The sequence below is a fragment of the Bradyrhizobium sp. SRS-191 genome (assembly GCF_024586915.1).
Taxonomy (GTDB): Bacteria; Pseudomonadota; Alphaproteobacteria; order Rhizobiales; family Xanthobacteraceae; genus Bradyrhizobium.
Window position 1 is genome coordinate 90,608 of the sequence record NZ_JANBVS010000005.1, and the last position, 16,005, is coordinate 106,612.

Sequence of the window (16,005 nt, forward strand, 5' to 3'; positions counted from 1 at the left end):
GTTCAGCGCCCTATGCGGTCTTCGACACGCCCCAGAACAGCGGGATCGGCCCCTTGGTCACGCCGGAGACGTTCTTGCGCCACGCGGTGTAGCCGAGGAAGAAGCCCGTCGGTGCGAACACCACGTCGTCGAGCGCCGCCTTGTTGATGCGGGCAGCAACGGTCTTCTCCTCGTCGAGCGACTTGGCGTTGAACCAGTTGGTGATCTCCGTCTCGACCTTCTCGCTGGTCGGCCAGCCGAACCAGGCCTTGTCGCCATTGGCGCGCAGCGCGGTGTAGGCCGCCGGGTTGATGCAGTCAGCACCCGCATGCCAAGTGTGGAACATGTGCCAGCCGCCTTGGGCAGGCGGCGTCTTCTGCGCGCGGCGGGCGCCGACGGTGCCCCAATCGGTCGCGACGAAGTCGACGTTCATGCCGAGCTTCTTCAGCAGATCCGCAGTGACGTCGCCGAACGCCTTGGTGATCGGCTGGTCCTGCGCGACGACGCAGGTGATCGGCTCGCCCTTGTAGCCGGCCTCCTCCAGCAGCTTCTTGGCCGCAGCGAAGTCGCGCTTGCCCTTGAGGATCTCTCCGCCGGCCTCGGTATAGAGCGGTGTATCCGGCGTGAAGAAGCCGGGCAGCGGCTTCCACAGCGCGTTGTCATCGCCGACCAGCGAGCGCATGTAGTCTTCCTGGCTCATCGCCATCAGGATGGCCTGGCGCGCCTTCACGTTGTTGAACGGCGCATGCAGATGGTTCATGCGGAACGAGCCGACATTGCCGAGGGGATCGCCGATGTCGACGCCGATGTTCTTGTTGCCCTTCAGCACCGGCACGAGATCGGTGATCGGGTTCTCCCACCAGTCGACCTCGCCGTTCTGCAGCGCCGCGGCGGCGGTCGCGGGATCCGGCATGATCACCCATTCGACGCGATCGACCAGCACCTTCTTGCCGCCGGCCAGCCACACCGGCTTCTCGTCGCGCGGCACGTAGTCGGCGAACTTCTCGAACACGGCTTTCGCGCCCGGCACCCATTCGCCCTTGGCGAATTTGAACGGACCGGAGCCGACATATTCGGAGATCTGCTTGAACGGATCGGTCTGCGCGATGCGCTCGGGCATCACGAAGGCGCAGGGCGCATTGCCCTTGCCGAGCGCGAACAGCATCTTCGGATAAGGCTGCTTCAGCACCCATTTGAAGGTCTTGTCGTCGACCGCGGTGAGCTCGTTCTGGATCGCCTTGAGCATCAGACCCATCGGGTCGCGTGCCGACCAGCGCGTCAGGCTGGCGACGACGTCCTTGGCGAGCACCGGCGAGCCGTCATGGAATTTCAGGCCGGGGCGCAGCTTGAAGGTCCAGGTCAGGCCGTCGGACGAGACCTCTTCCGACTCGACCATCTGGCGCTGCGGCACGAACTGATCGTCGATGCCGTACAGCGTGTCCCACACCATCGCGGCCGCGTTGCGCACGACATATTGCGTGCCCCAGATCGGATCGAAATTGGCGAGATTGGCCTGCGGGACGAAGCGCAGGGTCTTTGCCGATGCGCCTTGCGCGATCGCCGGCGCGGCAAAACCCGTCAGCGCCAGACCACCCGCGCCCGCCAATCCCTTCAATACCGTTCTGCGATCCATGTTCTCTCCTGATGCAACGTGACCGAGTTCAATTGCCGAAATTGTAAGCAAGGCCCATGCCATGCACGTCGAGTGCATTCATTTGAACGCAAATGAGGCATGGGACGCAAGGATGAAGGTGCCGTAGGGTGGGCAAAGGCGAGACTCCAATCTTTCCACATGCAAGATCGTGGTGACGCCGTGCCCACCATCGCGCCGCACGGTCCGCAGCGAGACGGTGGGCACGGCGCCATTGCGATCTCGCGTTGGGAAACAGCACGGCAGCGCCTTTGCCCACCCTACGCATCACGGCTTCTTCACCGGCGAACCATCCGCCATCAGCGCCGTGCCCCTGCGCTCGACGATCATTCCGTAGGCCGCGGGCTGGCGATGGATGTCGAAATTGAAGATCGTCTGCTTGTAGGAGTTGCACAGATCGAGGTCGCAGCGCGCCAGCGCGATCTCGTCGCCCTTGGTGGCGCAGGCCGCGACGATCTCGCCGGACGGAGCGATGATGCAGCTGCCGGCGATGGCATCGACGCCCTCCTCGATGCCGCCCTTGGCAACGCCGATCACCCAGGTGCCGTTCTGATAGGCACCGGACTGCATCACGAGGCGGTTGTGGAACAGCGAGAGGTCGTCATGCTCGGGCGCGGGCGGATTGTGAACGGGCGTGTTGTAGCCGATCAGCACCATCTCCACGCCCTGCAGCCCCATCACGCGATAGGTCTCGGGCCAGCGCCGGTCGTTGCAGATCGCCATGCCGATGACGCCGCCGAAGGCGTTCGTCACGCCGAAATTCCGGCCCGGCTCGAAATAGCGTTTTTCCAGATGCTGGAACTTGCGCCATGGCTCGTGCTCGGCATGACCCGGCAGATGCACCTTGCGGTACTTCGAAACGATCAGCGCGTCCTTGTCGACGAGAATGGCGGTGTTGTAGCGATGCACGACGCCGTCCTCGACCGCGAGCTCGGCATATCCCAGGCAGAAGCCGATGCGCAGCTCCTTCGCGAGCGCGAACAGCGCCTGCGTCTCGGGCCCCGGCATCTCACGCTCGAAGTAGGTGTCGACCTCGGCCTGATCCGCCATGTACCAGCGCGGGAAGAAGGTCGTCAGCGCGAGTTCGGGATAGACGATGAGATCGCAGCCATTGGCGTGCGCCTGGCGCATCAAGGCGGTCAGCCGCGCGACGACCGCGCTGCGCGGCTCGCTCCTGGCGATGGGGCCGAGCTGGCCGATGGCGACGTTAACGAAGCGCGGCATTGATCTGTTCCTTATTCCGGAACTGTATCGTTCGCGGCGTGCGCTGCTCCTGCACTCATCATGCCATGCAGGTTCAATCGCGCAAGCCGGGTGCGTAGCCGAACGCGACCGCCGGCTCGGCCGCGGTCTCGACCCACACGCTCTTCACCTGCGTATATTCGTACAGCGCCTCGACGCCGGAGGAGCGGCCATGGCCGCTGTTGTTGTAGCCACCGAAGGGTGAGGCGACGTTGATCGTCTTGTAGGAGTTGATCCAGAAGGTGCCGGCCTTCACGCTTGCTGCGACGCGGTGCGCGCGCGCGACGTCACGGGTCCACACCGCGCCGGCAAGGCCGAACTCGCTGTCATTGGCGATCGCGATCGCCTCGTCTTCCGTGTCGAACCGGATCGCGGCGACGACCGGTCCGAACACTTCCTTGCGTGCGATGCCCATGGCGTTGGTGACGTTCTTCAATACGGTCGGCTTGACGTAGTAGCCCTGCTGCTGTGCGGTGCCATCGCTGCCGGTGACGATCTCGGCGCCCTCCTCCGCGCCCTCGCGGATCAGCGACAGCACGTGATCATATTGCTTGGCGTTGTTGATCGGACCGATCTCGGTGTCCACAGACAGCGGGTCGCCGCATCTGATTTTGCCGGCTCCTCTCGCGACCAGCTCGACGAACCGGTCATACACCGCGCTCTGCACCAGCAGACGCGAGCCCGCGACGCAGCTCTGTCCCGCGCCGCCGAAGATCGCCGCCTGCGCGCCGATGGCGGCGCGTTCGAGATGGGCATCGGCGAACACGATGTTGGCCGACTTGCCGCCGAGCTCGAGCACCGACGGCACGAGCCGCCGCGCCGCGGCCTCACCGATCAGCCGCCCTGTCGGCACCGAGCCGACGAACACTACCTTCTTCACCGCGGGCTGCGCCAGCGCCGCCTGCCCCGTCGTATGACCAAGGCCCGCGAGCACGTTGACGACACCCTTCGGCAGGCCGGCGGTTTCCGCGATCACCGCGAGCGCCAGCGACGTCAGCGGCGTCAGCTCGGACGGCTTGAGAAGAACCGCGTTGCCCATGCTGATCGCCGGCGCAATCTGCCAGCCGGCGGTGAAGATCGGCGCATTCCAGGGCGTGATCTGCAACACCACGCCGATCGGCTCGCGGCGGGTGTAGTTGAGATGGCTCGACGGCACCGGGATCACTTCGCCGTGGAATTTGTCCGCCCAGCCGGCATAATACTCGAACATCTCCGCGACCTTGGCGACCTCGCCCCTGGTGTCGCGGATCGGCTTGCCGGCGGAGAGCGACTCCAGCTGCGCAAGCGGCTCTGCGGAAGCGAGGATCGCGCGCGCGATCGCCTGCATCACGCGGCCGCGGCCCGCAGCCGTGCTGCGCGCCCACTCCGCCTGCCCCACCTCGGCGGCCGCGGCAGCCTTGGCCGCGACATCGGCGCCGGCATCCGAATAGCTGAGCAGCAATGTTCCGGTGGCGGGATCATTCACCGAGATCGTCGCGCCGTTGCCGACGACGCGCTCGCCGCCGACATGCGAAGCAATCGGCTCGGCTTCCGGCCAGAACGGCTTCATGGCCTCGCGCAGGCGGGGATCGATGAAATGGGTCATGGCTGCACTCATGTCTTCGAGATCGAGCCGAGCTGCAGCTCGACGATGCGGTTGAAATCCTCGGAGTCGGCGATGCTGGCAGCACTGTCAGCCCAGATGCGCGCGGTGTCCGCCGCGATCGGCAGCGCCAGGCCGAGTTCGCCGATGAATTGCGCGGCGAGCCTGACGTCCTTGCGCATCAGCTGCATCGTGAAGCCGGAATCGAAGGCCCCGTTGAGGATCCAGTTGGGCACGTTGACCTGCGTGACGCCGGAGCGGCCGGAGCCGGCATTCAGGCCCTCGAGCAGCCTGAAGGCATCGACGCCGGCCGCCTTGGCCATGCGCAGCGCTTCCGCGGCGGTGAGCAGATGCGCGGCGCACAAGAGATTGTTGACGATCTTGGCGACGTTGCCCGCGCCGACGCCGCCGACATGGACGCGCTTGGCGCTCATCCGCTCCAGCACCGGCAGCACGCGGGCGAGATCATCGTCGTCGGCGCCGATGACCATGGTCATGGTGCCGCTCGCCGCGCCCTTCGGCCCGCCGCTGACCGGGACATCGACGAAGCCCATGCCGCGCGCCTTCAGCAGGCCGGCGAGCCGGCGCGAGGTCTCGGGATGCGAGGTCGATGTGTCGACGATGACGACGCCGGAGCGCGCATGCGCGAGAATGCCATCCGCCACGACGCGCTCGACGATCTCGGCCGTCGGCAGCGACAGGATGATCATGTCGGCGCCGGCGACCACCGCGCCGATGCCGTTCGCAATGGAGAGGCCCTCGGCGGCCAGCGCCGCGCATGTCGCCTCGGATGCGTCGTATCCGGTGACGGCAAAGCCCGCGCCCTTCAGCGTCAGCGCCATGCCGCGCCCCATATTGCCAAGTCCGATGATACCGACCGCGGTCACGATGCCTCCTGCGAAAACGACCAGGAAAAGCTAGCGATCCGATTTCAGGGCAGACATCAGCGGCCCCCGCCGCTACTGTTGACTTCAAGTCAACACACGTTCGAGGCCCATGTCCGCCCTGCTCGATCATCACCGGCTGCACTACCTCCATGAGACCATTCGGCTTGGCTCGGTCCGCGCGGCAGCCGAAGCGCTCGACATCAACGCGTCGGTGATCAGCCGGCAGATCGCGCTGTTGGAGAAGGAGCTCGGGCTCACGCTGGTGGAGCGGCTCAGCCGCGGTATCCGCGCCACCGAGGCCGGCGCCCTCCTGGCCGAGCGTTTCCGAAAGTGGCAGGCCGACCAGACGGACACCGTTGCCAAGCTGCGCGAGCTTCAAGGTCTCAAGCGCGGCCATGTCGACATCGTGCTCGGCGAAGGCTTCGTCAGCGACCTGATGTCGGGCCCGCTCGGCCGGTTCTGGCAGCGTCATCCGCAGCTGACGATGTCGTTCGATCTCGCCGGCACCAACGAGGTCGTCAACGCCGTGGCTGAGGACCGCTATCACATCGGCCTGGTGTTCAACCCATCAGCCGATCCGCGCATTCGCGTCGCCACCGCGAGCCGCCAGCCGCTCTGCGCGATCGTGCCGCCCGATCATACGCTGGCGCGACTGGGCCGCTCCTTGCGCCTGCGCGAACTCGCCGAGCATCCGCTCGGCCTGATGCATTCGAGCTACGGCACACGGCAGATCGTCGCGATGGCTGAAACCGCCGAGCATATCGCGCTTCAGCCGAAGCTCACGACCAGCTCGATCAACGTGCTCCGCCATTTCGTCAAGAGCGGCCTCGGCCTGACGCTGCTGCCGGCCTTCTCCATCGCCGCCGATCTCGCCGACGGCTCGCTTGCCGCCGTGCCGATCGACAACCGCCTGCTGTCGTCGAGCGAAGCGTGCGTCATCACCCGGCGCGGCCGCGAGCTGCCGCACGCGGCAAGTCACCTGCTGCGCTTCCTCGGCGGCCAGATGCGGGCGTTCAAGGTCGCGCGAAAAAAGTAGGATGGAAACGGGCGTTGCCGTTGTGCTCCCGCACCGGTTGCGCTTGAATGCTGCAATCCCAGGAAAACCAGCCATGCGCACGATTCTCACGATCGCCGTCAGCCTGTTCGCGGTCACGGCAGCTCACGCCGAGAACTGCCAGACCATCGGCAACCAGATCATGTGCGACAACGGCATCTCCGGCCAGCGGATCGGCAACAACACCTATTGGAGCGACGGCACCTCGTCGCAGCAGCTCGGAAGCTTCACCTACAACAGCGACGGCACCAGCTCACAGCAGGTCGGCCCGCACACTTATTACAGCGACGGCACGTCATCGCAGACGATCGGGACCACCACCTATTTCAGCGATGGCAAGTCCTGCCGGCGAATCGGCAACCAAATGTATTGCGATTGATCGGCTTGCCGCCAGGACCGGCCGGACGGCACGGGCTTGCAGATCCATGTTGCAGATCCATGGACTGGAGCGGGTGAAGGGAATCGAACCCTCGTATTCAGCTTGGAAGGCTGCTGCTCTACCATTGAGCTACACCCGCGTCGGGGCGTTCCCTAACACGGTCCGTGGCGGGTCTCAACCTCTTCGGGCGGGTCCGCGGAGGGATCGAAACGGGCCCGACCGGTCTGGAACACCGGCGGATTCGGTCACGGCCGCCGCTTTGAGGCCGCACTGCAGCATGTCCCAAGTTCCGTATTCGGCCCCCCCTACCGCGCCCCCGATCGTCAGCCTATATTGGTTGGACCATCAACAATGAAAGGAGGTGATCCAGTGTCTTTCACCAAGCGCTGTCACCTCGCTGGGATCGCCCGCTGAGCGGCTCTTCATGAGCAACGTTCGATGAGTGCGTGATTCGTCAGCATCCGCGCCATCGCGGCTCGGCAACGGGGCGGTCTCAGCCCTGGACCAGCGAGTTCAAGATCGGAGACGCGGCGGGTCGGACGGCCCGCCGCGTTTTTTATGGGCTGTGTTTATGGGCTCGAGTCTGATGGCTCAGCCGGCGTCGCCCGGCGGTTTGACCGGGCTCGTGCCGACGAAGCGACGCGCCAGAAATCCGCCGAAGCCGAGCATCCAGAAATACTGCACGTATTCCGGCGCGTAGGCGGCCAGCGCGATTCCCGGCACGAACACGATGACCGGAAAGACGGCGCCGGCGATCTCGGCATGACGGCCGCCCGAAAGGGCAAGCCACCAGAGCGCGGCGTTCAATGCAGCGATGATGGTCAGATGCAGGCCGTAGAGCACGGCCACCGCGCTCGCGAGCCTGTAATTGCCGTAGAGCCCGTTGGTGACCGGCAACAGCACGATCGACAGCAGGAAGAACAAATTGAGGATGACGACGAAGCGGCTGCCGAACGGCTGCCGCGCCAGCCGGCGGTGGTGACTGATCCAGAACACCCCGGCGATGATGAAGCTGAGCACGAGCCCGGCGAGGCGCCCGGAATAGGTGTGAGCCAGATCGTCCCAGCCCGGCATGTGGGCGAAATTCGGCTTCGGGAGGTCGTAGGCGAGAAGCGTCATCGCCACACCGAAGATGGTGTTGGAGAGCGATTCCAGCCGGCGCATCTCGAACAGGTCGGGTTGAGGCTCGGTCATGTCAGATCGGATGCCGCGGCAGGCATGAAGGTCAATTCGATGCCGATCCTATAGCAGGTCTGTCGGGCCGTCGCGTGGCCCGTACGAAGACGGCACGCTATGCGCCGCCTCCTCCCTCGTCATCGTCGCCGCGGCTCGAACTCAGCGGCAGGCATAGACGTGGCCGTCGAAGCCCCGATAGCTCCGCGTGCTCGGATTATAGCTGCGGAATTGCATGCAGCCGGGCATTCCGGCGGTGCGCAGCCGCGGCTTGTCCTCGGCCTGCGGCCGGGCCAGGACCGGCGTTCCGGTGTTGGCCGGCTTGGCCATCACGATCATCTTTCTGATCGCCGACATCGCCGTCGGCTTGCTCGCCGCGGCCGGAGCCTCGGTCTGCGTGCTCTTCGCCGCGGGATCCTTGACCGCAATCACGACGGGCTTACCCGGCTTGCCGGCTGACGACTTGCCCGGCTGCACCGTCGCCGTCGCGGACTTGCCGGACGCTGCGTTGCCCGTCGCGGCGCTCGCCGTGACAGCGCTGCCGGGCGCCGACTTTGTGGCAGCCGACTTGCTCGTGGCCGGATTGCCCGCGACAGGCTTGCTCATCCCAGGCTTGCTGATGGAGGGCCTACCGGCCGGGGCTTTGGGGGCTGCCACAGGATCGAGGCCGGCCGCCTTTTGCGGCGTCCCAGGATTGGTCTCTGGCTTGTTTTCGGACTTGTCGGTCACCGCCGCCTGCTTCGGCTCACCGGGCGCCGGCTGGGCAACCGAGGCAGCCTCATTGGCCGCTGGCTTGATGTCCGGAGCCGGCTTGTCGGCTACGGAAGACGGGAGTGGCCGCGACGGCGCCGCCTCCGTCGACGCAGTCCTGTCTTCCGTCGCGCTCTTGTCCTCGGCGACCGGCGCCTCCGCAGGCTTCTTGATCAGCTTCTTGCATTCGAGCGGAAACACCAGCTCGCCCGATGCCGTGAGCCCGATCGGCTCGCAGCCGCCGAATGGACCGCCATCCTTCAGCGTCTCCTTGGCCGTCTCGGCGGCACCTTGCTCTGCGCTGTGCGCAAGGGTGACGCCAACCACAACCTGAAATAGTACAACGCCACACACCAAACCGGCTTGGCCGGCCTTCCGCCCCAATGTACGCATGACACGCTCGCTCGACGCACAAACTGGCATCGAGGCGAACACGCCATTGAGGCAAGTCTGTGAAGGCGCGTTGCGTGAGACCGGAGCGATGTCAATTCAATGGCATTGTGTCCTATCTGCACGACCGGCTCGCCACAGGAAGCCCGCAACTCGGTTGCAATCAGAGCTTATGCAGGTCGCCCATGCGCGGCGACTGAAAGGATCGATGGTCGCCGGCCGCGAGCGCCCGGACCGTCATCTTGAGCTCAATCAACTATCGTCCCGACATCGACTGCCTGCGCGCCTTCGCCGTGATCTCGGTGATCGCGTTTCACTACGACATCCCACCGTTCCGCAGCGGCTATGTCGGCGTGGACGTGTTCTTTGTGATCTCGGGCTTCCTGATCACGCGGATCATCCGTGATGAAGCGCGCGCCGGCACGTTCTCCTTCGCGACGTTCTACCGCCGCCGCGCCCGGCGCATCCTGCCGGCCGCCTTCGCCATGCTGTGCGCCACGCTGCTCGGCGCCAGCGTGATCCTGCTGCCGCAGGACACGGTGTCGGCCGCACAGCAGGCTCTCGCCGTGCTCACCTTCTCCTCGAACATCCTGTTCTGGTCGCAGCAGGGCTATTTCGACGCGGCAGCGATCACCAAGCCGCTGCTGCACACTTGGTCGCTCGGCGTCGAGGAGCAGTACTACCTGCTGTTTCCCGTGTTCGCGCTGGCGGTGTTCAGGCTGCGCCGCCCCCTGATGCTCGCGAGCCTCATCGCCGTGTGTGCTGCGTCCGTCCTGCTCTGCGTGATCCAGACCCGGACGCACCCGGCCGCGGCCTTCTATCTGCTGCCGGCGCGGACCTGGCAGCTGGCGCTTGGCGCGCTGCTCGCGGTCGAAGCGCTGCCGACGCTGCAGCCTCAGTCGCTCAGGATCGCGGTGACCACCGTCGGATGGATCGCACTCGGCGTCTCCGTCAACATCTACTCACCGCGCACACCCTACCCCGGCGTCGCCGCGCTGCTGCCCTGTCTCGGCGCCGCCGCCGTGATCTGGGGCAAGCCGGACCTGAACAAGACGGTTCTCACCATTGCATCGCCGATGATCGCAATCGGGCTGTGGTCGTACTCGCTGTATCTCTGGCATTGGCCGGTGGTGTCGTTCGCCACCGCCGTCTGGGGCCCTCCAAACTCGGCCCTGGACAGGCTGGCGCTGCTCGGCGCCTGCACGACGCTGGCGCTGGCGAGCTTCTATCTCGTCGAGCAACCCGCGCGCCGCGCGGACTGGCCGTTGACGGCGCGGGGGCTCGCAGCGACCGGCGGCGCCGCGCTGGCGGCCAGCATCGCCATGATCGTGCTGTCCGGCTTTCCCACCCGTTTTTCCCCCCAGCAGCAGGCCATGGCCGCGTTCCTCGGCTACGACCACCGGAGCGTCTATGAAGAAGGGCGTTGTTTCCTGGCGCCGGGTCAGACCTTCGCAGCGCTGCAGCCCGACTGCCTTGCCAAGGGCGCCCGGCCCCGCGTCCTGCTCTGGGGCGACAGCCATGCCGCGCACCTCGTCGACGGGCTGAAGCGCGCTCTGCCGCAGATTACACTGGCGCGCGCGACGATGGCGCAATGCGTTCCCTACGACGAACCGGGCCAATCCGTCCCCTGCGCAGAGTTCAACCGCCGGCTGCCCGGCCTGGTGCGTGATCTCGTACCCGACATTGTCATCCTCTCAGGCAATTGGACGCGCACGGCCATGACGCCAGCCGCGCGCGCGAGCCTGCAGGCGGCGATCAAGACCATCGCGGACACCGGCGCCGAGATCGTCGTGGTCGGGCCGAGCCCGCAATTCGACCGGCCCCTGCCGCATCTGCTGATCGCGGCGCAGCGCTTCGGCGTCGCCACTGATGGTCACACGCTGGATCTGCTCGGCGAAGTCGACGTTTTCCTGCGCGAGCTGTTGAAGGGCCTGCCGCAGACCGACTACGTGTCGCTGATCAATCGGCTTTGCCCCGACAACGACTGTATGTTGCAGACCTCCGACGGCGCGCCGCTCGCCTGGGATGACGGCCATTTCACCGCCCAAGGCTCGGCGCTCGCGGCGATCGAGATCGTCAAGGCCTCACCGGCGCTGGCCGCGTCGATCACGCCGCGGAGCGACTGAAGCATCCCCGCGGCGCCCAGGACTAATCGTCAGCCAGGAACGCCGCAAAGATCGGCGCGGCGCGCTCGCCCATGCGCTGCGCGCCCGCCACGGTGAAATGGCCGGCGTCCTGGAACAGCCAGACGCCGTCTTCGACGACAGGACAATCCCGGTCGCAATACACCTCCGACGGCCGCAGCAGCATCACCTTGGCCAACGGCCTGATCGCCTCGCTGAGGACCACATCGATGGTGTGATTGGTCGCGAGCGCCTCGCTCTTCGGCACGGCCTCGCAGGGTCTCGCCGGCGCATGCCAGCGCGGGCCCGGCAGCATGCGCAGCTGATCGAAGGCGCAGTTCACAGGCCGCACCTGGCCGCCAATCACGAGGAAATGGCGGCCCGGCCGGTCCAGCAGGCGGATCGTCTCGACGAGGCGCTGGGCGACCTCGGCGTTGCGCGCCTGCGCCGCCGGTCCCTCGCGCAGATCCAGGTAGTTCTGCCACGCCTGCCCGATCACGACGAAATCGGCCGGCGACTGCCGGATGCGCGGCAGCTCGCTGTCACGCAGCTCGGCGCAGGCGCGCGCACGCGGGCCCTCCGCGGTCAGGCCCGCCAGGGTCGGGCAGCCGCTCATCGTCGAGACGTGCCCGATCATGCCGCGCGTCTTCAACGACGTATCGAGCGCGGCGACATATTGCTGGACATAGGAGTCGCCGAGCAGCTCGACGCCGCGCGTGCCCTGGAGATCGCCGAAGACGCAGAGGCGCCCGACAGTGCTGCCGCATTTGTTCAGGCCGAAGCCCTGTAGCCGAAACAGCGCGAGCTGGTCCTCCGGCAATCGCGAGACGACGCCGTTGGCGCGATATGTCACGTTGGTCAGGCCCGCCCCGACCAGCAGCACGGTCGCAAAGCTCGCCACCTGCGCCCAGCGCGGCCAGGGCAGCCGCCGCAGCGGCTGCTCGACCGCGATGAACATCAGCGTGGCCAGCGCGGCCATCAGCGCAAGCTGGGCCGCGACGCCTGTGGATGTCTGAGCCGCCTCGCCGAAGATGAAGCCGGCGAAGAAGATCACCGGCCAATGGACGAGATAGAGCGAATAGGAGGCTGTGCCGATGGCGCGGACCGGCGGGGCCATCACCAGCGAGGTCGGCGCGTTGGCGGCGATGATGAGAGCAGCGGCAGCGCATGGCACGAGCGCCGCGACACCTGCATAGGCCTGGTAGCGGCCGATGACCACGAGGCTGCCGATCAGGACGATGTCGCCGCAGGCCGCCGCGATGGTCCGCGCGCGCGGCAGCGATGCCAGCCGCGCCTCCAAGGGAATGGCGAGCGCGCCGAGCGCGAATTCGAACACGCGGAACGGCGTCAGGAAGAACACAGCCTCCGAATCCCACGGCAACCAGACCGCAGCCGCAGCCAGCGACAACAGCCCGATCGCTGCGATCGCCCTGAAGAACTGGCCGCGGCGCCCCGCCCACATCAGCAGCAAAGGTGCCAGCGCGTAGAACTGCACCTCGAGCGACAACGACCAGAGATGCAGCAGCGGCAGCTGGTCGGCGGTGGGCGCAAAATAGGCGCTCGCCTCGCGCCAGTACTGGATGTTGGAGATCGAGAGCAGCCCGTGCGTCGCCTCCTTGGCGAGCTGGCGCAGGGCTTCAGGCGACAGGAACAGCCAGCCGACCGCGAAGGTCATCGCGATCGTCGCGACCAGCGCCGGCAGGATGCGCCGCGCGCGCCGCAGATAGAACTCCGACAGCGAGAACCGCCCTGTCCTGACATCGCGCAGGATCTGGCCGGTGATCAGATAACCGGAGATCACGAAGAAGATGTCGACGCCGGCGAAGCCGGCTTCGAAGCCTGCGATCTTCAGATGGAACAGGATGACGATGACGACCGCGATCGCCCGGAGCGCATCGATATCGGCGCGATGACTGCGTTCCAATGTTGTCCACCCCGCGCATTGTTCGAGGCGAACGACATGCGCAGAGACGGATGGCAACAGCGGGAAACAGTCATGACGTCATCGGACCGATCCCATGACGCCGGGCCGGCAGCGGCAAGGCAGCGCCCAGGAATGGCCAATGTTGCGGGCCGGCGCCGGGTTACGGCTTGGAGTGTCCGGAGAGGAACGAGGAGATCAGAGAGTCTGCGCGTTGCCCCATCAGCCGCGCGCCTGCCACGGTGAAATGGCCGGGGTCGAGAAACAGCCAGACGCCGTCGTCACGGACGACCGGACAGTCCTTGTCGCAATACAGCTCGGTCGGCCGCAACAGCTCGGCATTGTCGCGTCCCATCAAGGCATAGCCGAGCAGGCCATCGATCTCACGCGCATTTGCGCGCGCCCTGGCGGTTTCGAACGGGGCGCATCGCGGCGGCGGCGCGTGCCACAACGGGCCCGGCTGCATCCGCATATGGTCGAAGCTGCACGTGACCGGCCTGACCTGGCCGCCGATGATCAGGAAGCGGCGGCCCGGCCGGTCGAGCCGAGCCAGCAATGCTTGCAGTCCGTCGCGGATCTCGCTCGCCTTGCGCTCGTCCGGCTGTCCAGGCCCCTCCAGATACAGATGCCAGGCCTGTCCGATCACGACCAAATCGGCCGGCGATGCCTTAACGCGCGCCAGCTCGCGATCGCGAAGGGCGATGCACTCCGCCGTTCGCGGCGGGAGTGGAATCACTCCTACCAGCATCGGACAGCCGCCGACCGTCGATGTTCTGCCGTGAATGCCGCGCGCCTTCAGGTGGTCGTCCAACGCGGCGACATACTGATGCACATAGGAGTCGCCGAGCAGCTCCAGCCCGCGGGAGCCGGCCAGCGCACCGAACTCGCAGTCCTCGCCGGAGCGACCACAGGGGCTCATGCCGAACCGCTGCAGCTCGAGCCGCGCGCGCTGATCCTCCGGAAGCCGCCACGGCACGCCGTCTGCCTTGAAGGCCCCATGCGTAGCGACGACACAAAGGCCGATCACCGCGGCAAAGGCGGCCCCCTGCTTCCATGCCGCGCCCTGCAGGCGACGAATGGGCTGCTCGACCAGGACGAACATCGCCGCGGTCAGCGCCGCCATCACCAGCAGCTGCGTGATCCGCCCCGTGCTGCTGGCGGCCTGCGCGCCGAAAATGAAGGTTGCGAAGTAGATCACCGGCCAGTGCACGAGATAGAGCGAGTAGGACGAGCGGCCTACGGCCAGAACCGCGCGGTTCGCGAACAGGCGGAGCGGCCTGTTCGCTGCGATGATCGCAACCGTCGCGAGGCTCGGCGGGAGGGCGCCGAGTCCCGCGTCGTGCTGGAAGCGCGCGATGACCAGAAGGCTGGAAAACAGCACGGCATAGCCGCCCCACGCCGCGGCGGTGCGGATCGCCGGCCACGACGCAACGCGCCGCTCGAGCGCGATCGCCAGTGCACCGAGGGCGAACTCGAACACGCGAAACGGCGTCAGGAAGAACACGGCCTCCGGATCTCGCCGCAACCAGATGATGGCTGCCACGAACGACACCACGCCGGACAGAGCAATGCCTGCCGCGACCTGGCGCATGCGGCTGAGCAGCACGAGGACCAGTGGCGTCACCAGATAGAACTGCTCCTCGGCCGACAGCGACCACAGATGCAGCAGGCCGAGCTGATCCGAGCTCGGCGCGAAATACTGGTTGGACTCGCGCCAATATTGAATGTTGGCGATCGACAGCAGACCGTGTGTCGCCTCCTTGGCGAGCTGGCGCAACGCGTCCGGCGGCAGCCACAACCAGCCGGCGGCGAAGGTCAGCATGACGGTGACGATGAGCGCAGGCAGAATCCGCCGCGCACGGCGCGCATAGAACGCCGCGAACGAAAACGCGCCGAGCTCGATGTCGCGCAGGATATGCCCGGTGATCAGATAGCCGGAGATGACGAAGAAGATGTCGACGCCGGCAAAACCGCCACCAAAGCCGGCAACCTTCAGGTGGAACAAAACCACAATGCAGACCGCGATCGCCCTGAGGCCATCGATATCCGCCCGATAACGCGCTTCCAACTCAGTCCATCCCACGCCTGTTCGCAGCGCGATATATGGACAGACACGAGCGGCAACAATCGGAAACAGTCACGGCCACGTCGTGACGATCAGCCGATGGCGCCTTTAGCAGCGGCGACGTCAGGATTTGCGAAACTGAGCGCAATTCGCGCTACAGCTCATGCTCGCAGTCCACGTAAATACGACGATCCGTTGAACGCTTGGGCCGAATGCGGCAATCTGGTGGCGACGCAGGGAGCGAGGGGCGGATGCTGAGGACGAATCGATCAGGGCAGACATGGTGGAGCTTGCTTGAAGGACTTGCCGTTGCGGGGCTGCTCGTCATGACGCCGGCAGCCCTGGCGCAAGCGCCGGTTGCACCCGCGACACCTGCGCCTGCCCCGGTCCCTGCTCCAGCGCCTGCTCAGACCACGGTCGAGCGCAGTGCCAAGGGCGTCGCCGGCAAGGCGATCCAGGTCGGCGTCTATCTCAACGTGCAGCCCGACTGCTCCTCGGGACCGTTGCCTTCGATCCGGCTGGTCACGCCGCCCGGCAACGGCACCGTCTCGATCAAGCGCGGCAAGATCTCGGCAACGAACTACAAGCAGTGCCTGGCGCTGGAAGTGCCAGGCTTCATCGCCTTCTACCAGTCCAAAGCCGACTTCGCCGGCACCGATACGGTGACGCTGGAGGTCAAGTTCCCGCAAGGCCGCACCGAGTTGCAGCGGATCACGATCAACGTCGGCGTCGGGCCCGCGGGACAGAAGATCTGAGCTGATCGCGCGTCTTGGACGACGGCGCTCCGGAATCAAAAAGGGCCGCCTCAT

Annotated in this window: 12 protein-coding genes and 1 tRNA gene; 4 read left to right on the forward strand and 9 right to left on the reverse strand. The window is 66.2% G+C overall.

From position 1 onward, the window contains the following. Positions 1-10: 10 nt before the first annotated feature. The 4 genes from NLR35_RS11215 to NLR35_RS11230 all read right to left on the reverse strand — a co-directional run bounded on the left by NLR35_RS11215 (position 11) and on the right by NLR35_RS11230 (position 5,341). Complete coding sequence (locus NLR35_RS11215) at positions 11-1,612, reverse strand: ABC transporter substrate-binding protein (RefSeq protein ID WP_257166603.1); 1,602 nt, start codon at positions 1,610-1,612, stop codon at positions 11-13. 285 nt (positions 1,613-1,897) lie between these two features. Beyond that, positions 1,898-2,854 (reverse strand): N-carbamoyl-D-amino-acid hydrolase, encoded by a 957-nt coding sequence (locus tag NLR35_RS11220; RefSeq protein ID WP_257166604.1) that lies wholly within the window; start codon positions 2,852-2,854, stop codon positions 1,898-1,900. 73 nt (positions 2,855-2,927) lie between these two features. Beyond that, positions 2,928-4,457 carry an aldehyde dehydrogenase family protein gene (locus tag NLR35_RS11225; protein ID WP_257166605.1) on the reverse strand — a complete coding sequence of 510 codons (1,530 nt, stop codon included), beginning with the start codon at positions 4,455-4,457 and terminating at the stop codon, positions 2,928-2,930. Positions 4,458-4,465: 8 nt separating this feature from the next. Beyond that, positions 4,466-5,341 carry an NAD(P)-dependent oxidoreductase gene (locus NLR35_RS11230; protein WP_257166606.1) on the reverse strand — a complete coding sequence of 292 codons (876 nt, stop codon included), beginning with the start codon at positions 5,339-5,341 and terminating at the stop codon, positions 4,466-4,468. A gap of 109 nt (positions 5,342-5,450) precedes the next feature. On the opposite strand from NLR35_RS11230, the gene NLR35_RS11235 reads away from it, so the two are divergent. Then, on the forward strand, positions 5,451-6,377 hold the full coding sequence (locus NLR35_RS11235; RefSeq protein ID WP_257166607.1) for a LysR family transcriptional regulator: 927 nt from the start codon (positions 5,451-5,453) through the stop codon (positions 6,375-6,377). A gap of 73 nt (positions 6,378-6,450) precedes the next feature. Next, positions 6,451-6,774 (forward strand): hypothetical protein, encoded by a 324-nt coding sequence (locus NLR35_RS11240; protein WP_257166608.1) that lies wholly within the window; start codon positions 6,451-6,453, stop codon positions 6,772-6,774. Between the two features lie 65 nt (positions 6,775-6,839). Here the strand turns inward: NLR35_RS11240 and NLR35_RS11245 are convergent. The 3 genes from NLR35_RS11245 to NLR35_RS11255 all read right to left on the reverse strand — a co-directional run bounded on the left by NLR35_RS11245 (position 6,840) and on the right by NLR35_RS11255 (position 9,024). Next, positions 6,840-6,913: transfer RNA gene (locus NLR35_RS11245), tRNA-Gly, on the reverse strand. A 452-nt stretch (positions 6,914-7,365) separates the two neighbouring features. After that, positions 7,366-7,968, reverse strand: coding sequence for a TMEM175 family protein (locus tag NLR35_RS11250; protein ID WP_257166609.1), 603 nt, complete (start codon positions 7,966-7,968; stop codon positions 7,366-7,368). 141 nt (positions 7,969-8,109) lie between these two features. After that, positions 8,110-9,024 carry a hypothetical protein gene (locus NLR35_RS11255; RefSeq protein WP_257166610.1) on the reverse strand — a complete coding sequence of 305 codons (915 nt, stop codon included), beginning with the start codon at positions 9,022-9,024 and terminating at the stop codon, positions 8,110-8,112. Between the two features lie 305 nt (positions 9,025-9,329). Here NLR35_RS11255 and NLR35_RS11260 point away from each other — a divergent pair, with 305 nt between their 5' ends. After that, positions 9,330-11,213 carry an acyltransferase family protein gene (locus NLR35_RS11260; RefSeq protein ID WP_257166611.1) on the forward strand — a complete coding sequence of 628 codons (1,884 nt, stop codon included), beginning with the start codon at positions 9,330-9,332 and terminating at the stop codon, positions 11,211-11,213. A gap of 22 nt (positions 11,214-11,235) precedes the next feature. Here NLR35_RS11260 and NLR35_RS11265 read toward each other — a convergent pair whose 3' ends face one another. Both NLR35_RS11265 and NLR35_RS11270 read right to left on the reverse strand, forming a co-directional pair. Beyond that, positions 11,236-13,134: an acyltransferase family protein gene (locus NLR35_RS11265; protein WP_257166612.1), complete on the reverse strand. Its 1,899-nt coding sequence runs from the start codon at positions 13,132-13,134 to the stop codon at positions 11,236-11,238. A gap of 160 nt (positions 13,135-13,294) precedes the next feature. Further along, a complete protein-coding gene (locus tag NLR35_RS11270; protein WP_257166613.1) occupies positions 13,295-15,199 on the reverse strand; it encodes an acyltransferase family protein in 1,905 nt (634 codons plus the stop codon). Positions 15,200-15,522: 323 nt separating this feature from the next. Between NLR35_RS11270 and NLR35_RS11275 the strand changes: the two genes are divergently transcribed. Then, positions 15,523-15,951, forward strand: coding sequence for a hypothetical protein (locus NLR35_RS11275; protein WP_257166614.1), 429 nt, complete (start codon positions 15,523-15,525; stop codon positions 15,949-15,951). Positions 15,952-16,005 lie beyond the last annotated feature (54 nt).

Coding starts and splice junctions, on each gene's coding strand:
- NLR35_RS11235 (WP_257166607.1), top strand. CDS start 5,451: ATGTCCGCCCTGCTCGATCATCACCGGCTGCACTACCTCCATGAGACC.
- NLR35_RS11250 (WP_257166609.1), bottom strand. CDS start 7,968: ATGACCGAGCCTCAACCCGACCTGTTCGAGATGCGCCGGCTGGAATCG.
- NLR35_RS11225 (WP_257166605.1), bottom strand. CDS start 4,457: ATGACCCATTTCATCGATCCCCGCCTGCGCGAGGCCATGAAGCCGTTC.
- NLR35_RS11215 (WP_257166603.1), bottom strand. CDS start 1,612: ATGGATCGCAGAACGGTATTGAAGGGATTGGCGGGCGCGGGTGGTCTG.
- NLR35_RS11240 (WP_257166608.1), top strand. CDS start 6,451: ATGCGCACGATTCTCACGATCGCCGTCAGCCTGTTCGCGGTCACGGCA.
- NLR35_RS11275 (WP_257166614.1), top strand. CDS start 15,523: ATGACGCCGGCAGCCCTGGCGCAAGCGCCGGTTGCACCCGCGACACCT.
- NLR35_RS11220 (WP_257166604.1), bottom strand. CDS start 2,854: ATGCCGCGCTTCGTTAACGTCGCCATCGGCCAGCTCGGCCCCATCGCC.